20 protein-coding genes are annotated in these 18,925 nt (G+C 75.7%); 9 read left to right on the top strand and 11 right to left on the bottom strand.

The window, feature by feature from the left end:
* Nucleotides 1-229: 229 nt before the first annotated feature.
* From JD79_RS06915 to JD79_RS06890, 6 genes are all read right to left on the bottom strand, one after another.
* Entirely contained in the window at nt 230-1,822 is a 1,593-nt protein-coding gene (locus JD79_RS06915) for a methyl-accepting chemotaxis protein (RefSeq protein WP_110004917.1), read from the bottom strand.
* A gap of 302 nt (nt 1,823-2,124) precedes the next feature.
* Nucleotides 2,125-2,865 (bottom strand): trehalose-phosphatase, encoded by a 741-nt coding sequence (gene otsB, locus JD79_RS06910; RefSeq protein WP_110004916.1) that lies wholly within the window; start codon nt 2,863-2,865, stop codon nt 2,125-2,127.
* Nucleotides 2,862-4,277 (bottom strand): alpha,alpha-trehalose-phosphate synthase (UDP-forming), encoded by a 1,416-nt coding sequence (locus JD79_RS06905; protein WP_110004915.1) that lies wholly within the window; start codon nt 4,275-4,277, stop codon nt 2,862-2,864. Before JD79_RS06905 ends, otsB begins: the two co-directional genes overlap by 4 nt.
* A gap of 61 nt (nt 4,278-4,338) precedes the next feature.
* The gene (locus JD79_RS06900) at nt 4,339-4,701 is read right to left on the bottom strand and encodes a fluoride efflux transporter FluC (protein ID WP_110004914.1); all 363 of its coding nucleotides are present in this window, start codon (nt 4,699-4,701) and stop codon (nt 4,339-4,341) included.
* Nucleotides 4,698-5,063, bottom strand: coding sequence for a fluoride efflux transporter CrcB (gene crcB, locus JD79_RS06895; RefSeq protein WP_110004913.1), 366 nt, complete (start codon nt 5,061-5,063; stop codon nt 4,698-4,700). The genes JD79_RS06900 and crcB overlap by 4 nt, the downstream gene beginning before the upstream one ends.
* 81 nt (nt 5,064-5,144) lie before the next feature.
* Nucleotides 5,145-6,182 (bottom strand): TerC family protein, encoded by a 1,038-nt coding sequence (locus JD79_RS06890; protein ID WP_110007507.1) that lies wholly within the window; start codon nt 6,180-6,182, stop codon nt 5,145-5,147.
* A 176-nt stretch (nt 6,183-6,358) separates the two neighbouring features.
* Between JD79_RS06890 and JD79_RS06885 the strand changes: the two genes are divergently transcribed.
* Nucleotides 6,359-6,649 carry a winged helix-turn-helix domain-containing protein gene (locus JD79_RS06885; RefSeq protein WP_110004912.1) on the top strand — a complete coding sequence of 97 codons (291 nt, stop codon included), beginning with the start codon at nt 6,359-6,361 and terminating at the stop codon, nt 6,647-6,649.
* A gap of 23 nt (nt 6,650-6,672) precedes the next feature.
* On the opposite strand, the gene ngg is transcribed toward JD79_RS06885, so the two are convergent.
* Together ngg and JD79_RS06875 are read right to left on the bottom strand one after the other, a co-directional pair.
* Nucleotides 6,673-8,433 carry an N-acetylglutaminylglutamine synthetase gene (gene ngg, locus JD79_RS06880; RefSeq protein ID WP_211307892.1) on the bottom strand — a complete coding sequence of 587 codons (1,761 nt, stop codon included), beginning with the start codon at nt 8,431-8,433 and terminating at the stop codon, nt 6,673-6,675.
* A 10-nt stretch (nt 8,434-8,443) separates the two neighbouring features.
* Complete coding sequence (locus JD79_RS06875; RefSeq protein WP_110004911.1) at nt 8,444-10,225, bottom strand: N-acetylglutaminylglutamine amidotransferase; 1,782 nt, start codon at nt 10,223-10,225, stop codon at nt 8,444-8,446.
* A gap of 168 nt (nt 10,226-10,393) precedes the next feature.
* Between JD79_RS06875 and JD79_RS06870 the strand changes: the two genes are divergently transcribed.
* Nucleotides 10,394-10,879, top strand: coding sequence for a hypothetical protein (locus JD79_RS06870; RefSeq protein WP_110004910.1), 486 nt, complete (start codon nt 10,394-10,396; stop codon nt 10,877-10,879).
* A 5-nt stretch (nt 10,880-10,884) separates the two neighbouring features.
* Complete coding sequence (locus tag JD79_RS06865) at nt 10,885-11,064, top strand: hypothetical protein (protein ID WP_170149140.1); 180 nt, start codon at nt 10,885-10,887, stop codon at nt 11,062-11,064.
* 146 nt (nt 11,065-11,210) lie between these two features.
* Here the strand turns inward: JD79_RS06865 and JD79_RS06860 are convergent, their stop codons facing one another.
* Nucleotides 11,211-12,167 carry an ABC transporter substrate-binding protein gene (locus JD79_RS06860; RefSeq protein ID WP_110004908.1) on the bottom strand — a complete coding sequence of 319 codons (957 nt, stop codon included), beginning with the start codon at nt 12,165-12,167 and terminating at the stop codon, nt 11,211-11,213.
* Nucleotides 12,168-12,378: 211 nt separating this feature from the next.
* Here JD79_RS06860 and JD79_RS06855 point away from each other — a divergent pair, with 211 nt between their 5' ends.
* The 4 genes from JD79_RS06855 (at nt 12,379) to JD79_RS06840 (ending at nt 16,262) form a co-directional block, all read left to right on the top strand.
* The gene (locus JD79_RS06855) at nt 12,379-13,326 is read left to right on the top strand and encodes a FecCD family ABC transporter permease (protein WP_110007505.1); all 948 of its coding nucleotides are present in this window, start codon (nt 12,379-12,381) and stop codon (nt 13,324-13,326) included.
* A gap of 64 nt (nt 13,327-13,390) precedes the next feature.
* Entirely contained in the window at nt 13,391-14,404 is a 1,014-nt protein-coding gene (locus tag JD79_RS06850; RefSeq protein ID WP_110004907.1) for a FecCD family ABC transporter permease, read from the top strand.
* Complete coding sequence (locus JD79_RS06845) at nt 14,401-15,231, top strand: ABC transporter ATP-binding protein (RefSeq protein WP_245899847.1); 831 nt, start codon at nt 14,401-14,403, stop codon at nt 15,229-15,231. Before JD79_RS06850 ends, JD79_RS06845 begins: the two co-directional genes overlap by 4 nt.
* Before the next feature lie 38 nt (nt 15,232-15,269).
* Nucleotides 15,270-16,262 (top strand): aldo/keto reductase, encoded by a 993-nt coding sequence (locus tag JD79_RS06840; RefSeq protein ID WP_110004906.1) that lies wholly within the window; start codon nt 15,270-15,272, stop codon nt 16,260-16,262.
* Nucleotides 16,263-16,291: 29 nt separating this feature from the next.
* Here JD79_RS06840 and JD79_RS06835 read toward each other — a convergent pair whose 3' ends face one another.
* A complete protein-coding gene (locus JD79_RS06835) occupies nt 16,292-17,107 on the bottom strand; it encodes a PaaX family transcriptional regulator C-terminal domain-containing protein (RefSeq protein WP_110004905.1) in 816 nt (271 codons plus the stop codon).
* A 63-nt stretch (nt 17,108-17,170) separates the two neighbouring features.
* On the opposite strand from JD79_RS06835, the gene JD79_RS06830 reads away from it, so the two are divergent.
* Together JD79_RS06830 and JD79_RS06825 are read left to right on the top strand one after the other, a co-directional pair.
* A complete protein-coding gene (locus tag JD79_RS06830) occupies nt 17,171-17,536 on the top strand; it encodes a hypothetical protein (protein WP_110004904.1) in 366 nt (121 codons plus the stop codon).
* Entirely contained in the window at nt 17,529-17,996 is a 468-nt protein-coding gene (locus JD79_RS06825; RefSeq protein WP_110004903.1) for a hypothetical protein, read from the top strand. Before JD79_RS06830 ends, JD79_RS06825 begins: the two co-directional genes overlap by 8 nt.
* 4 nt (nt 17,997-18,000) lie before the next feature.
* Here JD79_RS06825 and JD79_RS24205 read toward each other — a convergent pair whose 3' ends face one another.
* Nucleotides 18,001-18,864: a hypothetical protein gene (locus JD79_RS24205; protein ID WP_110004902.1), complete on the bottom strand. Its 864-nt coding sequence runs from the start codon at nt 18,862-18,864 to the stop codon at nt 18,001-18,003.
* Nucleotides 18,865-18,925 lie beyond the last annotated feature (61 nt).

The following is an 18,925-nucleotide window of genomic DNA, read 5'->3' as shown; positions in this document are numbered from 1 at the left end:
ACCGGGACGACGCGGAAGCCATTCCGAACACCTTGTCGACATGGTGTCGCGAAATGGCGGATGACCGTGGAGCGACCGGATCTCCGTGTCGACAGGCCACTTCCGCCCCTGCTCGGCCCGGGTGGGGCCTGCATGGCGCTATTGGTCACAGGTGGCCGACCGTTGCCCGCCGGCCATGACCGGAATGGCGCCGGTGCGGCCGGCCGAATGGCCGGCCGCACCGACGGGTTCAGTGCGTGAAGCGGCCGACGCTGGTGCGCAGGTCGGCGGCCATCCGCGACAGTTCGTCGACGGCGGTGCGGGTCTGGGTCAGCGCCTGGGTGGTGGACTCCGCGGCGGTGGAGACCCCGGAGATGTTGTCGGCGATCTGACCCGATCCCTGGGCGGCCTCGGCCACCGAGCGGCTCATCTCGTTGGTGGTGGCGGTCTGCTCCTCCACCGCCGAGGCGATGGTGGTCTGCCGGTCGGAGATCTGCGCGACGATCTGCGAGATCTCCCCGATCGCGCCCACGGCGGCGGTGGTGTCGCCCTGGATGGCCTGCACCCGGCGGGCGATGTCCTCGGTGGCCTTGGCGGTCTCCTGCGCCAGCTCCTTGACCTCGTTGGCGACCACGGCGAAGCCCTTGCCGGCCTCCCCGGCCCGGGCGGCCTCGATGGTGGCGTTGAGCGCCAGCAGGTTGGTCTGCTCGGCGATCGAGGTGATCACCTTGACCACGTTGCCGATCTCGGCGGAGGACTCACCCAGCTTGGCCACCGTCGCCGTCGTGGTCTCCGCGGCGGTGACGGCACGGGCGGCCACCGCGCTCGCCTCGGCGGCGTTGGTGGCGATCTCCCGGATCGAGGCGCCCATCTGCTCGGCGCCGGCGGCCACGGTCTGCACGTTGCGCGACACCTCCTCCGCGGCACCGGAGACCACGCCGGACTGCGCGGAGGTCTCCTCCGCCGAGGCCGAGATCTGCGCCGCCGACGCCGACAGCTCCTCGCTGGACGCGGCGACGGCGTCGGCGGAGGCGGCGACGGAGTCCAGGACCTCGCGCAGCGTGGTCTGGGCGCGGTCGAGGGCGTCGGCCATCCGGCCCACCTCGTCACGCGACCGGATGCCGGTGGCACGGGTCAGGTCGCCCCGCGCGAGCGCCTCCAGGGAGGCCTGCACGGTGCGCACCGGCCGGATGACCGACCGGGCGGTCAGCCAGCTCAGGAGGACCAGCAGCAGGAAGCCGAGGGCGGCGACCACCGTCGAGATGGTCTCCCACCGCGTGACGGTGTCGTCGAGGGCGACCGTCGCGGCCTCGGCCTCCGCCTGGAGGGTGTCCTTGGCCTCGCCGACGGCGGCGTCGGTGAGGTCGTTGGCCGCCTGGATGTCCTCCCAGCGCAGCCGCGTCCCCGCCTGGTCGGCGACGGCGCTGTTCACGAACGTGGTGATCGCATCGGTGTAGTCGCCGTAGGAGTTCTCCAGGGCGTCGACGGCCGCGGCGCTGTCGCCGGTCAGCTCGATGCCGGCGAGCTCGTCGAGCAGCGCCTCGGGGGTCGCGACGTCGTCGGCCAGCTCGGCCAGCTGCTCGGCCGGGACCTCGCGGACCAGGGCCTTGAAGCCGTCGACCTTGAGCTCGCTGGCCCGGGTGTCGAGCTGCAGCACGAGCTCCTGGGCGTCGTTGAGCGCCTCCGCGCGCTGCTGCTCCTCGCGGACGGCTCCGTGGCCGAGCGTCGTCGCGACGAGCAACCCACCCAGCGACAGCGTCCCGACGGCGACGAGCGCACCGAACTTCACGGACAGCGGACGGTCGGCGAACCAGCCGGCCTGCGGATGGGGTGCGGCGTTCACGGGGCCTCCTGGGCGTCCTGTGCACGCTGCGACGGATGAGGTTGCGTGCAGGGGAATGGTGGGGGCCGGCGCTGCCCACCCACCGCCATGGGAAACGGCCGCGGACGGATCGTTGCGGTCCGGGTGGGGACCGCGCGCTCCGCCGTCGCCGAGTCGACGGCGCCCGGCGCTGACCGGCGGCCGTCCCCGGCGTCCGCGCAGGCGGCGGGCAGGGGAGGGGCGACGTGTCGACCCCGCAGCGACGGGCCGGCGTCCGCGCCCCGGACGGTCACCACCGGCCCGGCGACGACGCGCCGGGCGGGTCAGGCGAGCAGGTCGCCCAGGAGCCGGAACACCGCGACGACGGCGGTGGGATCGGCCACGCGGTACCGCGCGGCGGTCTCGCCCTCGCCGACCTTGATGCCGGCGTCGTCCGGCCCGAGGGTGGCGAAGACGTCCTCGTCGGTGCGGTCGTCGCCGAGGTACACGACCGCGGCCGCCCCGAGCTCACCGCGCAGCCGGGTGACGGCGCTGCCCTTGTCGGCGTCGGTCACCGCGAGCTCGAGGACCGCCTTGCCGGGCTTCTTCGTCAGTGACGGATCGGCCGCCGCGTCGGCGGACGCCAGCAGCGCGGCCGCCGCGGCGGGGTCGGCGACCTGCCGCACGTGGACGGCGACGCTGGCCGGCTTGACCTCCAGCCGTGCACCCGGGACGGCGGCCACCAGCGGCGCGAGCATCCCGGCCAGCGCGTCGCGGCGGCCGGCCAGCTGGCCGGTGAGCGGGCCGCCGAACTCGGCGCCGTGGCTGCCGATCCAGCGGTAGGGGCCGGAGAAGCCGCTGACCGCCCGCAGGTCCTCCAGGCCGCGGCCGCTGACCAGCGCGACGGTCACCCCGTCGGCGGACGCGACCCGCGCGAGCGCCTCGGCGACACCGGGGGAGGGGAGCGCAGCACCGGGGTCGTCGACCAGCGGCGCGAGGACGCCGTCGTAGTCGGTGGCGACCAGCAGTGGACGGCGCGCGGCCAGGCCGGCCAGCGTCGTCGCCAGGTCGGCGGGGACGGTCACGCCTGGGCGCGCAGCGCGTCGAAGAACGACGACGCCCAGTGGTCGAGGTCGTGCTTGACCAGGTACCGGCGCATGGCGCGCATCCGGCGGGCGCCCTCGGCCGGCTCGACGCGCAGCGCGCGCAGCAGCTGGTTCTTGACGCCGGCGATGTCGTGCGGGTTGACCAGGAACGCCTGCTTCAACTCGGCGGCGGCCCCGGCGAACTCGGAGAGGACCAGCGCGCCGCCGTGGTCACCGCGCGCGGCGACGTACTCCTTGGCCACGAGGTTCATGCCGTCGCGGTAGGGCGTCACGAGCATGACGTCGGCGGCGCGGTACAGGGCGGCGAGCTCCTCGCGGGGCATCGACTGGTTGAAGTAGTGGACCGCCGGTGCGCCGATCGAGCCGTACACCCCGTTGATGTGCCCGACCTGCTGCTCGATCGTCTCCCGCATGTGCACGTAGTGCTCGACCCGCTCCCGGCTGGGCGTGGCCACCTGCACCATGACCGTGCCGGGCGCCTCGACGGCGCCGTCCTCCAGCAGCTCCTGGAAGGCGTTGAGCCGCACGCTGATGCCCTTGGTGTAGTCGAGCCGGTCGACGCCCAGGACCACCTTCTCCGGGTCGCCGAGCTCGGCGCGGATCTCCTTGGCGCGGGCGAGCACCTCCGGCGAGGAGGCCAGCTCGTCGAAGGCGGCGACGTCGATGGAGATCGGGAACGCGCGCGCGGTCACGGTGCGGCCGTCGTACTCGATCGTCGGCCCCCGGGTGGGCAGCTCGTGCAGCCGCCGGGCCAGCTGCACGAAGTTGGTCGCCGCGCTGGGCAGCTGGAAGCCCACCAGGTCCGCGCCGAGCAGCCCCTCCACGATCGCCGAGCGCCACGGCAGCTGGGTGAACAGCTCGTAGGGCGGGAACGGGATGTGCAGGAAGAAGCCGATGGTCAGGTCGGGGCGGCGCTGGCGCAGCATCGCGGGCACCAGCTGCAGCTGGTAGTCGTGCACCCAGACGATCGCGTCGTCGGCGGCGACCTCGGCCGCCCGGTCGGCGAAGCGCTTGTTGACCTGCACGTAGGTGTCCCACCAGGTGCGGTGGTACTCCGGCTTCTCGACCACGTCGTGGTACAGCGGCCACAGCGAGGCGTTGGACATGCCCTCGTAGTAGCGGTCGACCTCCTCCTCCGAGAGCTCGACGGGGATCAGCGACATCCCGCCGGACTCGAAGGGCTCGGGTGCCTCGCCGGCCGAGCCGGACCAGCCCACCCACGCGCCGCCGCGGCCGGCGACGAAGGGCTCGAGGGCGGTGACCAGGCCGCCGGGGCTGCGCTGCCAGCGCGTCGTCCCGTCGGGATCGGTCACCTGGTCCACGGGCAGCCGGTTGGCCACGACGACGACGGGGCTGTCCGCCCGCACGTCTCCCGCGTCTGACCCGGTCATGGCGGTCCCGACCCTATCCAGGCCGCGCCCGTCAGGCACCCTCGGGCGGTCGGTGTACCGGTCAGCGGGCTCCCCAGCGCGCCAGGAGGTACCCGGCGGCCGCGGCGGCCAGCCCGGCGACCAGCGTGGCCGCGACGTAGCCGACCGCCCGGACGACGGTGCGCTCCTCCACCAGCCGGACGACGTCGGCACCGAAGCCGGAGAACGTGGTGAGCGTGCCGCAGAGACCGGTGCCGACCAGCGCGAGGACGCCGGCCGGCACGTCGTGCAGGCCGAGCAGCACCCCGAGGACCGCCGCGCCGGCGACGTTGACGCCCAGCGTGGCCGCCGCCGGGTCCCGTCCGGACCGTCCCGCCAGCCGGACGGCGAGCAGCCGCAGCGGGGCACCGGCCAGCGCGCCGGCCGCCACCAGCAGCGGGGTCACCGGCGCACCGCCCGGATCCCGGCCGCCACGGCGAGCACGCCGCCGGCCACCGAGACCAGCACGTAGCCGAGCGCCCCGGCGACCGCCCCGGCGCCGGTCAGGTCGACGACCTCGACGGCGAACGCCGAGTACGTCGTGTAGCCGCCGAGGACGCCGACGGCGAGGAACGGCCGCGCCCACGCCGGCTCGGGGTCACGGGCGGCGAGCACGCCGAGGAGGACGCCCATCAGCAGGCAGCCGGAGAGGTTGACCAGCAGCGTCGCCCACGGCCAGCCGCCGCCGGGACGGGGGAGCGCCTCGGCGACCCCCCACCGGGCCAGCGCCCCCAGGGCGCCCCCGAGCGCCGCGAGCAGGTAGGCCACCCGCACCTCCGAGGCATAGGGAGCTCTCCCCGCGTTCCGGGGACCGAGACGTGAGGAGAGCTTCCTCTGCCCGTCACGGCGTCACGGCGTCCGGGTCGGGGAGGCGTGGTCCCGGCGCCGGCGCCACAGCGGCTCGACCGAGGCCGTCTCCTCCGCGGAGGCCATCCGGAACGGGGGAGCGGCGGAGGTCTCCAGCGCCCGGCGGCCCTGACCGCGGGTGGCCCGCAGGCTGGCGACGATCGAGACGCCGAGGATCGTCACGATGACGGCCAGGGAGAGCGCCGTGGGGACGTAGAGGACGTCGACCTTCAGCAGCATCTTGACGCCGACCCACACCAGCACCAGGGCCAGCCCCACCTTCAGGTACACGAACCGGTGCACCAGGTCGGCGAGCAGGAAGTACATGGCCCGCAGGCCCAGCAGGGCGAAGGCGTTGGCGGTGAAGACGAGGAACGGTTCGTCGGTCACGGCGAAGATCGCCGGGATCGAGTCGACGGCGAAGACGACGTCGCTGGCCTCGACCAGGACCAGCACGGCCAGCAGGGGAGTGGCCAGCAGGACGCCGCCGCGCCGGACGAGGAACCGCTGCCCGTGGTAGGCGTCGGTCATCGGGACGAACCGGCGGAACAGCCGCAGCGTCCGCGACCGCGAGGGGTCGACGTGCTCGTCGCGCTGGCGCAGCATCCGGAAGCCGGTGACCAGCAGGAACGCGGCGAACAGGTACAGCACCCAGGAGAAGCTCCCGATCAGCGCCGCACCGCCGGCGATGAACGCCCCACGCAGCACCAGCGCACCGAGCACGCCCAGGAACAGCACCCGGTGCTGGTACTCCCGCGGCACGGCGAAGAAGGTGAACAGGATCGCCCAGACGAAGACGTTGTCGACGGCGAGCGACTTCTCGATCAGGTACCCGGCGTAGTACTGCTGGCCGAACTCGGCCCCGTGCGACCACCACACCCAGGCGCCGAAGCCGACGCCGATCGCGATCCAGACCGCCGACCACAGCGCTGCCTCGCGCACGGCGATGACGTGCGCGCGGCGGTGGGCGAGCAGGTCGACGGCGAGCATGCCGACGATGAGGCCGAGCACGGCGAGCCAGAGCCAGAAGGGGACGTCCACGGACAGCCTCCAGTCGGTGAGCACCAACCGGAGGTCTCTCCCGGCGTCGCACCGGACGCCCGTCCCGCCGGGTCCGCACCGGGGCGGACCGTCCTGACGACGGGGACGCTGGGGATACTCCCCTCCCGACGACGAGTGAAACAGACGTCACCTGTACGCGCCAGCCGAGGAGAGCCGTGGCCGACGAGCAGCGTCCGTCCTGGACGTTCCTGACCAACCACGGCCACGTGCTGCTCGCCGTCGCCGCCGATCCCGACGTCCGGGTCGCCGACATCGCGGCGTCGGTGGGCATCAGCACCCGGGCGGCGCTGTCGATCCTGCGCGACCTCGAGGAGGCGGGATACCTGACCCGTACCCGCCGGGGCCGCCGCACCCACTACGAGGTCGTGCCACACCGGCCCTTCCGGCACCCCAGCGCCGCGCACCGGGAGGTCGACGACCTGCTCGCCGTCTTCGCCCCGCGCTGAGCCGCCCCGGACCGCCCCGGGCCTCAGCGCTTGCGGGTCTCGGGGAAGAGCAGGTCGACGAAGCGGGCGGCGGTCGGCTGCGGCTCGTGGTTGGCCAGCCCGGGCCGCTCGTTGGCCTCGACGAACACCGCGTCGGGGCCCTCGACGTCGGGCACGAGGAAGTCGATGCCGGTCACCGGGATGCCGATGGCCCGGCTGGCCCGCACCGCCGCCTGCCCGATCGCCGGGTCGAGGCGGTCGGTGACGTCCTCGATCGTGCCGCCGGTGTGCAGGTTCGCCGTGCGCCGCACGCGCAGCCGCTCACCGTGGGGGAGGACGTCGTCCATGGCGTACCCGGCGGCGCGGACGACGCCGGCGGTGACGTCGTCGAGGGGGATCCGCGACTCCCCGCCGGTGGCCCGCTCCCGGCGCCGGCTGGTCTCGCGCACCAGGTCGGTGACGGTGCGGCGGCCGTCGCCGACGACCTCCGCGGGCTTGCGCACCGCCGCGGCGACCACCTCGTGGTCGATGACGACGACGCGCAGGTCCTCGCCGGGGACCAGTTCCTCGGCGAGCACGTCGGGGCAGAACAGCCGCGCCGCGGCGACGGCCCGGTCGAGCTCCTCGGCGGTCGTCACGCCCACGGTGATGCCCTTGCCCTGCTCGCCGCGGGCGGGCTTGACCACCAGCTCGCCGCAGGAGGCCAGCAGGTCCAGCGCCGGGCCGGGATCGCCCTCGGGCACGGTCACGCCGCGGGGCACGCGCACGCCGGCGGCCTCGACGATCCGGCGGGTGACCCGCTTGTCGTCGCACCGGCTCATGGCGACGGCGGTGGTGAACTCCGACAGCGACTCGCGGGTCAGCACCCGGCGCCCGCCGAGGGACAGCCGCATCTCGCCGAACTCGGCGTCGGTGACCTCGACGCGGATGCCGCGGCGCAGCGCCTCGTCGGCGATGATCCGGGCGTAGGGGTTGAGCTGGGTCACCCCGGGCGGGCGGGCCGCGAACAGCGGCGTGTTGATCGGGTTCTTGCGCTTGACGCACACCGCCGGCGCCCGGACGAAGCCGAGCTTGCGGTACAGCGCGATGGCCCCGGAGTTGTCGTGCATGACCGAGAGGTCGACGTAGGAGCGGCCGCGGCCGACGTAGCGCTCGGCCAGCACCCGCACCAGGGCCTCGCCGGTGCCGGGCGGTGCGCTCTGGGCGTCGACGGCGAGACACCACAGGCTGGTGCCGCCCTCCGGGTCGCCGAAGGCCAGCACGTGGTCGACGCCGGTCACCGTGCCGACGATCCGCCGCGTCCGCCGGTCCTCGGCGACGAGGTAGGTGAAGCAGCGGGTGCGGTGGTTGGCCCACATGGTCTCCGGGTCGCCGGACACCATGCGGTTGCGGGCGTAGATCTCGTTGATCGCCTGCATGTCCTCCAGCGAGGTCACCGTGCGGACGAAGACGCCGCGGATGAGCTCGGGGCGGGTCCGGTAGCGGTAGAGGTCGAGCCGGTAGGTGTAGCTGGGGTCGATGAACAGCTCGTCGGGCGCCAGGCCCACGAGGACGTGCGGGTCGCGCGCGTAGATGCAGATGTCGCGCTGGCCGGTCTCCTCGGCCCGCAGCGCGGCGAGGATGTTGCGCATCTCGGCGAACGTCTGCCCGAACACCAGCCGGCCCCAGGCGAGGTCCAGCACGACGTCGCTGTCCATCCCCTCCAGCTGGTGCTCCGACGGCCGGGTCCAGTTGCGGCCGGTGAGGTCGGGGGTGCCCGCCACGGTCGTGCGGCGGCGGTGGCCGGCGAGCCGGGGTGGTGCCACGGTGCCCTCCTCAGACCCCGTGGTTCTGCAGCCACAGCTCCAGCAGTCCCAGCTGCCAGAGCTTGTTGCCGCGCAGCGGCGTCAGCTCGCTGTTGGGGTCCTCGAGCAGCCGGGAGACGTACTCGGGGCGGAACAGCGCCCGGTCGCGCGCGGCGTCGCTGGACAGCGCGTCCTTCACCAGCCCGAGCACCTTGCCCTCCAGGTGGGTGATGGCCGGCACCGGGAAGTAGCCCTTGGGCCGGTCGATGACCTCCGGCGGGATGATCCGGCGGCCGATCGCCTTGAGCACGCCCTTGCCGCCGTCGGCCAGCTTGAGCTCCGGAGGGCAGGCCGCGGCGAGCTCCACCAGGTCGTGGTCGAGGAAGGGCACCCGGGCCTCCAGGCCCCAGGCCATGGACATGTTGTCCACCCGCTTGACCGGGTCGTCGACGAGCATGACCTCGCTGTCGAGGCGCAGGGCGGCGTCGACGGCGGTCTGCGCGCCGGCCCGGGACATGTGGTCGCGGACGAACTCCAGGCTCGGGTCGCCGTCCAGGGCGTAGCGCTCGCCGACCAGCGCGCGCATGTCCTCGGACCCGCGGTCGAAGAACGCCCTCGCGTAGCGCTCGACGGCCTCCTCGCGGTCGACGTCGGCCAGCGGCGGGTACCAGTGGTAGCCGGCGAAGACCTCGTCGGCGCCCTGGCCGGACTGCACCACCCGGATCGACTGGCTGACCCGCTCGGACAGCAGGTCGAAGGCGACGACGTCGTGGCTGACCATCGGCTCGGCCATCGCGCCGATCGCGTGGCCGAGGGCGGCGGCGAGCTCGTCGGAGGAGACGCGGATGCGGTGGTGGTTCGTACCGAAGCGCTCGGCGATGACGTCGGAGTAGCGGAACTCGTCGCCCGCGTGCCCGCCGACGGTCTCGAAGCCGATCGAGTAGGTGGCGAGGTCGCGCTGGCCCTCCTGGGCGAGCAGCCCGACGATCAGGCTGGAGTCCAGGCCGCCGGAGAGCAGGACGCCGACCGGGATGTCGGAGACCAGGCGACGGCGGACGGCGACCCGCAGCGCCTCCTCGATCGCGTCCTCCCAGTCGCGCGCCGACCAGCCCTCGTGCTCGGGACGCCGCTCGTAGGTGGGCTCCCAGTAGCGGTGCTCGCGGCTGGTGCCGTCGGCCTCGATGACGCGCACGGTGGCCGGCGGCAGCTTGCGGACGCCGTTGAGCAGCGTGCGCGGGGCCGGGACGACGGCGTGCCAGGTCAGGTAGTGGTGCAGCGCGACCGGGTCGATGGAGGTGTCGACGTCGCCGGCGCGCAGCAGGGCCGGCAGCGACGAGGCGAACCGCAGCCGCCCCGGCGTCTCGGACAGGTAGAGCGGCTTGATGCCCAGCCGGTCGCGGGCCATGACCACCCGGCCGGTGTCCCGCTCGTGGATGACGACGACGAACATGCCGTGCAGGTGGTCGACGAAGTCCACGCCCCAGTGGTGGTAGCCCTTGAGCAGGACCTCGGTGTCGCTGGTGGAGAAGAACCGGTAGCCGTGGCCCTCGAGCTCGGCCCGCAGCTCCTTGTAGTCGTAGATGCAGCCGTTGAAGACCGCCTCGAGGCCCAGCTCGCTGTCGATCATCGGCTGGGAGCCGCTGGCCGACAGGTCGATGACCGACAGCCGGCGGTGGCCGAACGCCACCCGGCCGGCGCTCCACTGCCCCTGGCCGTCCGGTCCGCGGGGGACCAGCGCCTCCACCATCCGCGCCACCGCGGTGGTGTCGGCCAGGGAGCCGTCGAACCTGATCTCGCCGGAGAGGCCGCACATGGGATCGATCCAACCCCAGGCCGACGGCGCACGCGACGTGGCCGGGGGAGTTCACAGAGACGTCACACGGCCCGGTTCCACGTGGAACCGGACCGCGTCGACGGCCCACCCGTGCCAGTCGACCAGGCCGGTGCACCGGCGGCAGCCCGCGGTCGGCAAGGTGGGGGCGTGGTCGCGGACCCGCCCGGTGAGGCGCCCTGGGCGATGCAGCTGGTCGTGCGCGTCGAGCGGACCGCGCCGCCGACCCGGACCGCCGCCTGCTCAGCGGCGGCGGTGGCGGTCGTGCGGCTGCTCGCCGACGAGCGCGCGCTACCGGGCGGGGAGTGGCACCCGCGGGTGCGGCGGTGGACCGACGGCGCGATCCGCAAGCACTGCCGGCGGGCCAGGGGAGCGGCCTGGGCGCGGGTCGGGGCCCTGCCGGGCGTGACGGTGTCGTCGGCCGGCGCCGAGGTCCGTGCCCTGGTCCCGTCCGCGCTGGACGAGATCCCGCGCGACGTCGCGAAGCTGCAGCTGTCGGGCAGCGAACTCGACGACCCGGCCCCCTCGACGCGGTCGACCCCCACCCCGGTGGCCCGGTCGTGGTGTCGGTCTGCCCGGAGCCGTTCCTGCCGCTCGGCAAGGCCGCCGCGGCGTGCGGGCACGCCGCACAGCTGACCGCGATGCGGATGCCCGCGCCGCGGCTGGCCGCGTGGTCCACCGCCGGTTTCCCGGTGGTGGTCGAGCACCCGGCTCTCGCCCGCTGGACGCGGCTGCGTCCGCACGCCGGCGTGGAGGTCGTCGACGCGGGGTTCACCGTGGTGGCGCCCGGTACGAGCACGGCGCTGGCCCGCTGGGCGTAGGACCGCTGAACGGAGGATCGTGGCCCGCCGTTGTCCGATCACCGGACCTGCAGCAGCCCGTCGCTGAAGCGCTGGCGCCGGCGCAGCGGGTCAGCGCATGACCGACCAAGCCGGGGCCCCGGGGACGACCCGGGACCCCGGACGCATCAGGAGGCGGCGGCCTCGATGTCGTCCATCACGAGGTCGGCGGCGATGGGGCCGGAGGCGCTGCTCCACACCGAGCCGTCCACCTCCGACGTCGCCCCCTCCTGGACCGCCGTCAGCTGGGTGAACGCCGGCTGCGAGCGGGCGGCCTCGAGCGCGCCGGTGCCGTCCGCGCCGAAGGCGGCGAGGAAGAGCCGGTCGGCGTCGACCTGGGCGAGGTTCTCCAGCGACAGCGGGTCGCTGTGCGGCCGGTCGCCGAGCTGCGCGGCCTCCACCGGGCTGGCGCCGGCGGTCTGCAGGAGCGACCCGGGCATGAGGGCGGCGTTCATCAGGACCGGGCCGTTGGCCATCCAGCGCAGCACGGTGGCGGTGCCGTCGAGGGATCCCTGCTCGGCGACGGCCTCGGCGCGGGCGGTCACGTCGTCGAGGGCCGCGGTGAGCTCGTCGTCGGCGCCGAGCGCCTCGGCGTAGGTGTGCAGCGGCTCCTGCCAGTCCCCGCCGGTGGACGAGTCGGGCACCACGGTGGGCGCGATCGCCGTCAGGGCGTCGTACTGGTCCTGCGCCAGGCCGGCCGAGGCGAGGATGACGTCGGGCTGCGCCTCGAGGATCGCCTCCAGGTTGGGCTCGGAGACCGTCGCGACGATCGGGATGTCCGCGGCGTCCTCACCGAGGTAGGCCGGCGCGGTGTCGCCACCGCGGCTCGCGGTGGTGCCCACCGGGGTGACGCCGACGGCGAGGGAGACGTCGAGCGCGGACTCCGCGAGGGTGATGACGCGCTCCGGCTCGGCGGGGACGGTGACCTCGCCGAAGGCGGTGCTGACCGTGCTCTCCTCCGCGGCGGCCTCCGACGTGTCCGTGGCCTCGGACGACCCGCCCCCGCACGCGGTCAGCAGCAGGGCGGTGGCGAGCGTCGCGGTCGGCAGGACCGCGCGCCGGCGGCCTCCGGGGAGATGGGTCACGGGTGGTGCTCCTCAGATCGGACGGCGCCGTCCGTCGACGCCGGGCCGTAGGTTAGCCTCTCCTAAGAACGGTTCCGCACGGGCGGGTCCGGGGGAGGACCGACGTGCACGACCGGCTCGCGCTGCGCACCCGCGGCCGCCGCGACGTCCCGGCGGGCGCCCCGCCCGGCCCCACGGACTCGTCCGCGGCTTCGCCTGGGGCGCCCTCGCGCTGGCCGTCACGGTCCTGGCCAGCCTGCTGTTCGGCGCCGGCGAGGTGGGACCCGGCCGGGCGCTGGCCGTCCTGGCCGGGACGGGCGACGACGACGCGCGCTTCGCCGTCCTGCAGCTGCGGGTGCCGCGCACCGTGGTCGCGACGGCCGTCGGGACGGCGCTCGGCGTCGCCGGGGCCGTGCTGCAGACCGCCGCGCGCAACCCGCTGGCCGAGCCCGGCCTGCTCGGCGTGAGCGCCGGGGCCTCCTTCGCCGTGGTCCTGGTCATCGCCTCCGGCGCCAGCGCGGCCGCCCTCGGCCCGTGGGTCGCCGTCCTCGGCGCCGGCGCCGGCTGCCTCCTCGCCCTGGGCGCGGCCCGCCTGCGCGGCACCGGCGACGACCCGGTACGGCTGGTCCTCGCCGGGGCCGCCCTGTCCGCACTGCTCGGCGCCGCGACCTCGGTCGTCCTGCTGCTCGACCAGCGCACCGCCGACGAGGTGCGGTTCTGGACGGTCGGCTCGGTCGCCGGCCGCGACCTCGGCACGCTGTCGCAGGTCGGCCCCGTGCTGGCGGCCGGGCTGCTGGTCGCGCTGCTGGCCGCCCGCCCGCTGTCGGCCCTGGCCCTCGGCGACACGGTGGCGCAGGGCCTCGGGCACCGCCCGGCCCGGGCGCGCGGCCTGGCCATGGCCGCCGTGGCGCTGCTCGTCGGCGGGTCCGTCGCCGCGGCGGGGCCGATCGCCTTCGTCGGCCTGGTCGTGCCGTTCCTCGCCCGCGCGCTCGTCGGCCCCGACCTCCGGCGGGTGCTCGCCGTCGCGGTCCTGCTCGGGCCCGCCGTCGTGCTGCTCGCCGACGTCGCCTCGCGGCTCCTCGTCCGGCCCTACGAGATGCCGCTGGGCGTGGTGACGGCGCTGGTCGGCGCGCCCGTGCTGGTGGCCGTCGTCCGCTCGACCCGGATGCCCTCGCTGTGACCGTGGCCCCGCCCGGCCGGTCCCCGCCCCGCCGGCCGCCCCCGCGCCGCCCGGCACCTGGCGCCTGGCGCTGCGGGACCGCTCGCTGCTGGTCGACCGCCGGGCGTTCACCGCGGCCGCCGTCCTGGCCGCGCTGGTCGTCGTCACGGTCGCGGCCGGCCTGGCCCTCGGCACGGCATCCGTGCCGCTGGGCCGGACGCTGCCCGCGGCGTTCGGCCTCGGCGAGGCCCGCGACGTGCTGCTGGTCCGGCAGCTGCGGATGCCGCGGATCGCCGCGGGGCTCGCCGTCGGCGCCGCCCTCGGCGTCTCCGGGGTGCTGCTGCAGACGCTGGCCCGCAACCGGCTCGCGACCCCGGACACCGTCGGGCTCAACGACGGCGCGACCGCGTTCGCGACCGCGTCGGTGGTGGCGGTGTCGACGAGCACCACCCCGTCGGCGTTCGCCCTCGTGGGGTCCGCGACGGCGGCCGCGCTGGCGCTCGGGCTCGCCGGCGGCGCCGGCCGCCGCGGCTACCGCTTCCTCGTCGTGGGCCTCGGCGTCGGCGCCGCGCTCGGTGCGGTCACCCAGCTCATGCTCGCCCGCGCCCCCATCGACGAGGCCAACCAGGCGTTCCCCTGGAGCGTCGGCAGCCTCAACAGCCGCTCGGAGACGTCGGTCGCCGTGCTCGCCGTGGGCCTCGCCGTCGCCCTGCCGGTGGCCGTCGTGCTCGGCCGCCGGCTGCGGCTCCTGCGGCTGGCCGACGCCGTGGTGGTGGGCCTGGGCTCCCGCGTGGCGCGGGTCCGGCTGGCCGTCATCGGTACCGCCGTCGTCACGGCGGGCCTGGCGGTGGCGACGGCGGGACCGCTCGGCCTGGTCGCGCTGCTGGCGCCGGAGATCGCCCGCAAGGCCTCCGGACCGCGCGTCGTGCCGGTGGTCGGCGCCGCCCTCGCCGGGGCACTGGTGGTGCTCCTGGCCGACCTGCTCGGGCGCACGGTGGCCGCGCCCCTCGAGCTGCCCGCCGGACTGGTCACCGCCGTCGTCGGAGGGCCCTACCTGCTGTGGCTGCTGCTGACCACCCGCACGAGGAGGATGCCGTGAGCCTGCTGGAGGCACCCCGCACGGAGCCGGCGGTCGAGGCCGCCGACCTGGCCACCGAGGCGCTGGACCTGGGCTACGACGGCACCCGCGTCGTCCACGCCCTCGACCTGCGGCTCCCGCCGGGCCGGGTGACCGCGATCGTCGGGCCGAACGGCTGCGGCAAGTCCACGCTGCTCGGCGCGCTCGCGCGCGTGCACGGCCCGCAGCGCGGGGCGGTGCTGCTCGACGGCCGCGACCTCGCGACCCTCCGCCCCCGTGACGCCGCCCGCCGCATCGGCCTGCTCCCGCAGCAGGCGGAGGCCCCCGACGGGCTGACCATCCGCGACCTCGTGCGCTACGGCCGCCACCCGCACCAGGGGCTGCTGCGGCAGTGGTCGCCGGGGGACGCCGCCGCGGTGCACCGCGCGCTGGCCGCCGCCGACCTGCTCGAGCTCGCCGACCGGCCGCTGGACACCCTCTCCGGCGGGCAGCGGCAGCGGGCCTGGATCGCGATGGTCGTCGCCCAGGAGACCGCCGTCGTCCTGCTCGACGAGCCGACGTCGGCGCTCGACCTCGGCCACCAGCTCGAGGTGCTCGACCTGGTGCACGACCTGGCCGCGGAGGGGCGCACCGTCGTCCTGGTGCTGCACGACCTGTCCACCGCCTGCCGGCACGCCGACCACCTCGTGGCCATGTGCGAGGGCCGGGTGGTGGCCGAGGGCCCGCCGGCCGACGTCGTCACCCCCGACCTGGTCCGCGAGCTCTACGGCGTCGAGTCGGTGGTCCTGCGCGACCCGACGTCGGGGACGCCGGTGGTCTGCCCGGTGCGGCGGGTCGGACAGCGCTGACCGGTTGGGCGCCACCGGCCGTGGGCAGGAGCGGCGCCATGCAGACACGCAGCCTCGGCTCCCTGTCCGTGCCCGCCATGGGGCTCGGGTGCATGGGGATGAGCGAGTTCTACGGCACCGGTGACCAGGCCGAAGCCGAGCGCACCATCCGGCGGGCCCTCGACCTCGGCGTGACCTTCCTCGACACCGCGGACATGTACGGGCCCTTCACCAACGAGCGGCTGGTGGGCGGGGCGATCGCCGGCCGCCGCGACGAGGTCGTGCTGGCCACCAAGTTCGGCAACGAGCGTGGCGAGGACGGCTCCTTCCGCGGCATCAACGGCCGGCCCGACTACGTGCACCGGGCGTGCGACGCCTCGCTGCAGCGGCTCGGCGTCGACGTCATCGACCTCTACTACCAGCACCGGGTGGACACCACGGTCCCCGTCGAGGACACCTGGGGCGCGCTCCGCGAGCTGGTCGAGGCGGGGAAGATCCGCGCCGCCGGCATCTCCGAGGCCGCGCCGGAGACCATCCGCCGCGCGCACGCCGTCCAGCCGGTGACCGCGGTGCAGACCGAGTACTCGCTGTGGAGCCGCGACCCGGAGGAGAACGGCGTCCTGGCCACGTGCGCCGAGCTCGGCATCGGCTTCGTCGCCTACTCGCCGATCGGCCGCGGCTTCCTGTCCGGGCAGATCCGCAGCGTCGACGACCTGGCGCCCGACGACTTCCGCCGCTCCAACCCGCGGTTCCAGGGCGAGGCGTTCGAGCAGAACCTGCGGCTGGTCGACCGGGTGCGCGAGATCGCCGACGAGAAGGGCGCCACCGCCTCGCAGCTCGCCCTCGCCTGGGTCATGGCGCAGAGCGACCGCGCGGGCAACCCCGCCGTCGTCCCGATCCCGGGCACCAAGCGCGTGCGCTACCTGGAGGAGAACGCCGCGGCCGCCGACGTCGACCTCTCCGACGACGACCTGCGCCGCCTCGACGAGGCCGCTCCCGTCGGCGCCGCGGTGGGCGACCGCTACCCCGACATGTCCGGCGTCCACCGGTGAGCAGCCGATAGCGCTACGACGGCTCCTCCTCAGGCGACCGCCGCGCGGGGGCCGACGACGCCGAGGACCTCGGCGACGTGCTCGCGGGCCGCGGCCGCCAGCCGGGCGCCGGTGTCGGCCCAGGCGTCGCGGACGTCCCGCGCCGGCCAGCCCGCCGGCTGCAGCGGCGCGGGCAGCAGCGGATCGGCGGCGAGGACCGCGCGCAGCTCGGCGCGCAGCCGCAGGTGCAGGGCGAGGCCGGCCGGGCCCTGGGGCACCGTCGGGGCGGCGGCGCGCAGCCGGTCGAGCACGCGCGACCACGCGGCCGCCAGCCGGGGCAGGTCCCAGCAGCGGGCGGCCAGGTCGCCGTCGGACAGCCGCGGGTCGGCGACGGACGCGGTCAGCAGGTCCAGCCGCGAGGTGCGCTCGCCGGCGAGCTCCGCGTGCACCTCGTCGAGCGCCGACGGGTGCGGCGAGACCCACGTCGCCGGCGCGAGCGGGCCGAACCCGGCCCGGGCGAGGCCGCGGCGCACCCGCTCGCGCGCCGCCCGGTCGGTCTCCGGGACGCTGTAGACGACCATCCGCCACCGCCCGTCCCACGGGTCCAGCCGCCGCCGGACGCGCTCGTCGCGGGCGGCCACCGCCTCGCGCAGCAGCGCCGTCGGGAGCAGCAGCGTCTCCCGTCCGTGCCGGGACGCGCTCAACCACCCCGAGCGGCGCAGGGCCGCCGCGGCCACCCGCGCGCTGGGCTCGGCCACGCCGCACGCGGCCAGCAGCCGGACCAGCGTCTGCAGCGACACCGGGTCGCCGCCGAGGACGTCCAGGTGCTCGGTGCAGAGGTCCACCACGAGGTCGCGGACGGTCATGCCTCCATCACTACCCCGTGCCCGCAACCGGTTCGCACGGGGAGCGCGGGATCATGGACGGCGATGACCCCCTTCCTCGCCTGGTCGGCCACGGCGGTCGCCGTCCTCGTGGCGCTCGCCGGCCTGGCCTCCACGCTCGCCCGCCGGCGCATCGGCCTGCTCCACCTGGCCGGTGCCGCGCTGCTCGAGGTGCTGCTGGTCGTGCAGGCAGCCGTCGCGACGGCGGCGCTGGCGGGCGGTCAGCGGCCCCCTGAGACGGCGACCTTCGTCGGCTACCTCGCCGGCGTCGTCCTGCTGCCGGTGGCCGGCGTGCTGTGGTCGCGGACCGAGCCCAGCCGCTGGGCGGGGACGGTGCTCGCGGTGGCCTCGCTGGTCACCGCGGTGATGATCTGGCGGCTGGTCCAGCTGTGGGAGGCCCCGGGTGCCTGAGCCGGCGGGTACCGAGCAGGGCGGCACGGCGGCCGGCCCCGGCCGGGTGCTGGTGGCCGTCTACGCCGTCTTCGCGCTGGCCGCCGGGGCGCGGGCCGCGGTGCAGCTGGCCACGCGGTTCGACGAGGCGCCGGTGGCCTACCTGCTCTCGGCGCTGGCGGCGGTGGTGTACGCGGTGGCCACCGTGGGGCTGGCTCGCGGCGGGCGCGGCGGACGGCGGACGGCGCTCGTCGCCTGCTCGGTGGAGCTGGCCGGCGTGCTCGTGGTGGGCGCGCTGTCGCTGCTGGACCGGGCGGCCTTCCCCGACGAGACGGTGTGGTCGGCGTTCGGCCGCGGCTACGGCTTCGTCCCGCTGGTGCTGCCGGTCCTGGGCCTGCTGTGGCTGCGCCACCAGGCGGACGTGGCGGCCGGGCAGGAGGCCGCCGGGACCGCCCCGGAGGACGGTCCCGGCCGGACCTGAGCGGTCAGAAGTCGCCGCCCCCGAAGTCGCCGCCGAAGTCCCCACCGCCGAAGTCGCCTCCGCCGCCGAAGTCCCCGCCGTCGTACCCGCCGCCGTCGTAGCCGTTGTCGGCGCCGCCGGCGAAGTCGGCGCCGGGGTCCCCGCCGTAGCCGCCGTCGCCGGCCGCGTAGTCGCCACCACCCGCGTCCCCGCCGCCGTCACCGCCCCCGTCGGCGCCCGCGCCGTCCTGGTAGCCCTCGGCGTAGGCCTCCTCGTCGCCGCCGCCGAACAGGCCGCCGTCACCGAGGCCGGTGTCGAACAGGGCGTCGGCGACGGCGGTGCCGACGACCAGACCGCCGATGGTGCCGAGCAGGCTGCCGCCGATCGAGCCGCCGATCCCGCCCATCCCGCGCCCGAAGCCGCCGCCGTACCCGGGCCCGTAGCCGGGCCCGTAGCCCCCGCCGTACCCCGGGCCGTACCCGGGGCCGTAGCCGGGCCCGCCGCCGTAGCCGCCGAAGGTGCGCTCGAGGAACCCGGGCTGGCGCAGCTCGGCGCGGGTGGCCACCCGGGCGAGGGTCTGCGCGTCGTCGCTGCGCGGCCGCTCGGAGGCCGGCACCCCGGCCGCCAGCTGGGTGAGCACCTCCTGCCGCTGCTGCGGGGTGAGCTGGCCGAACGCCTCGGCGTGCGCCTGCTCGATCTGGTCGGGCGGCGCGGTGCGCAGCAGGTAGCGGTAGCGCTCGACGGCCTGCTGGTCGGTGAGCGGCGCGCGCTGCCCGGGCGCCGGGCGGGCCTGCGGTGCGGTCTCGGGCGCGCGGTAGCCGTCGTATCCCCCGTAGGCCTGGGGCTCCGGCGCGCGGCGCCGGCCCAGGAGCCGGTCGAGCAGTCCCATGTCGTCTCCCTCCCGAGGTGTCCGGCGTCTGAGGTGCCCTGCCGTGAGCCGGGCACACCTC

Origin of the sequence: Geodermatophilus normandii (assembly GCF_003182485.1) — a bacterium.
GTDB classification, from domain to species: Bacteria; Actinomycetota; Actinomycetes; order Mycobacteriales; family Geodermatophilaceae; genus Geodermatophilus; species Geodermatophilus normandii.
This window is presented reverse-complemented; position numbering and strand designations above follow the sequence as displayed.

Bases quoted from the DNA above. Each gene is read 5' to 3' on its own strand.
- JD79_RS06840 (WP_110004906.1), top strand. From the start codon at position 15,270: ATGCAGACACGCAGCCTCGGCTCCCTGTCCGTGCCCGCCATGGGGCTC.
- JD79_RS06875 (WP_110004911.1), bottom strand. From the start codon at position 10,225: ATGTGCGGCCTCTCCGGCGAGATCAGGTTCGACGGCTCCCTGGCCGAC.
- JD79_RS06865 (WP_170149140.1), top strand. From the start codon at position 10,885: ATGCGGATGCCCGCGCCGCGGCTGGCCGCGTGGTCCACCGCCGGTTTC.
- JD79_RS24205 (WP_110004902.1), bottom strand. From the start codon at position 18,864: ATGGGACTGCTCGACCGGCTCCTGGGCCGGCGCCGCGCGCCGGAGCCC.
- JD79_RS06905 (WP_110004915.1), bottom strand. From the start codon at position 4,277: ATGACCGGGTCAGACGCGGGAGACGTGCGGGCGGACAGCCCCGTCGTC.
- JD79_RS06835 (WP_110004905.1), bottom strand. From the start codon at position 17,107: ATGACCGTCCGCGACCTCGTGGTGGACCTCTGCACCGAGCACCTGGAC.
- JD79_RS06830 (WP_110004904.1), top strand. From the start codon at position 17,171: ATGACCCCCTTCCTCGCCTGGTCGGCCACGGCGGTCGCCGTCCTCGTG.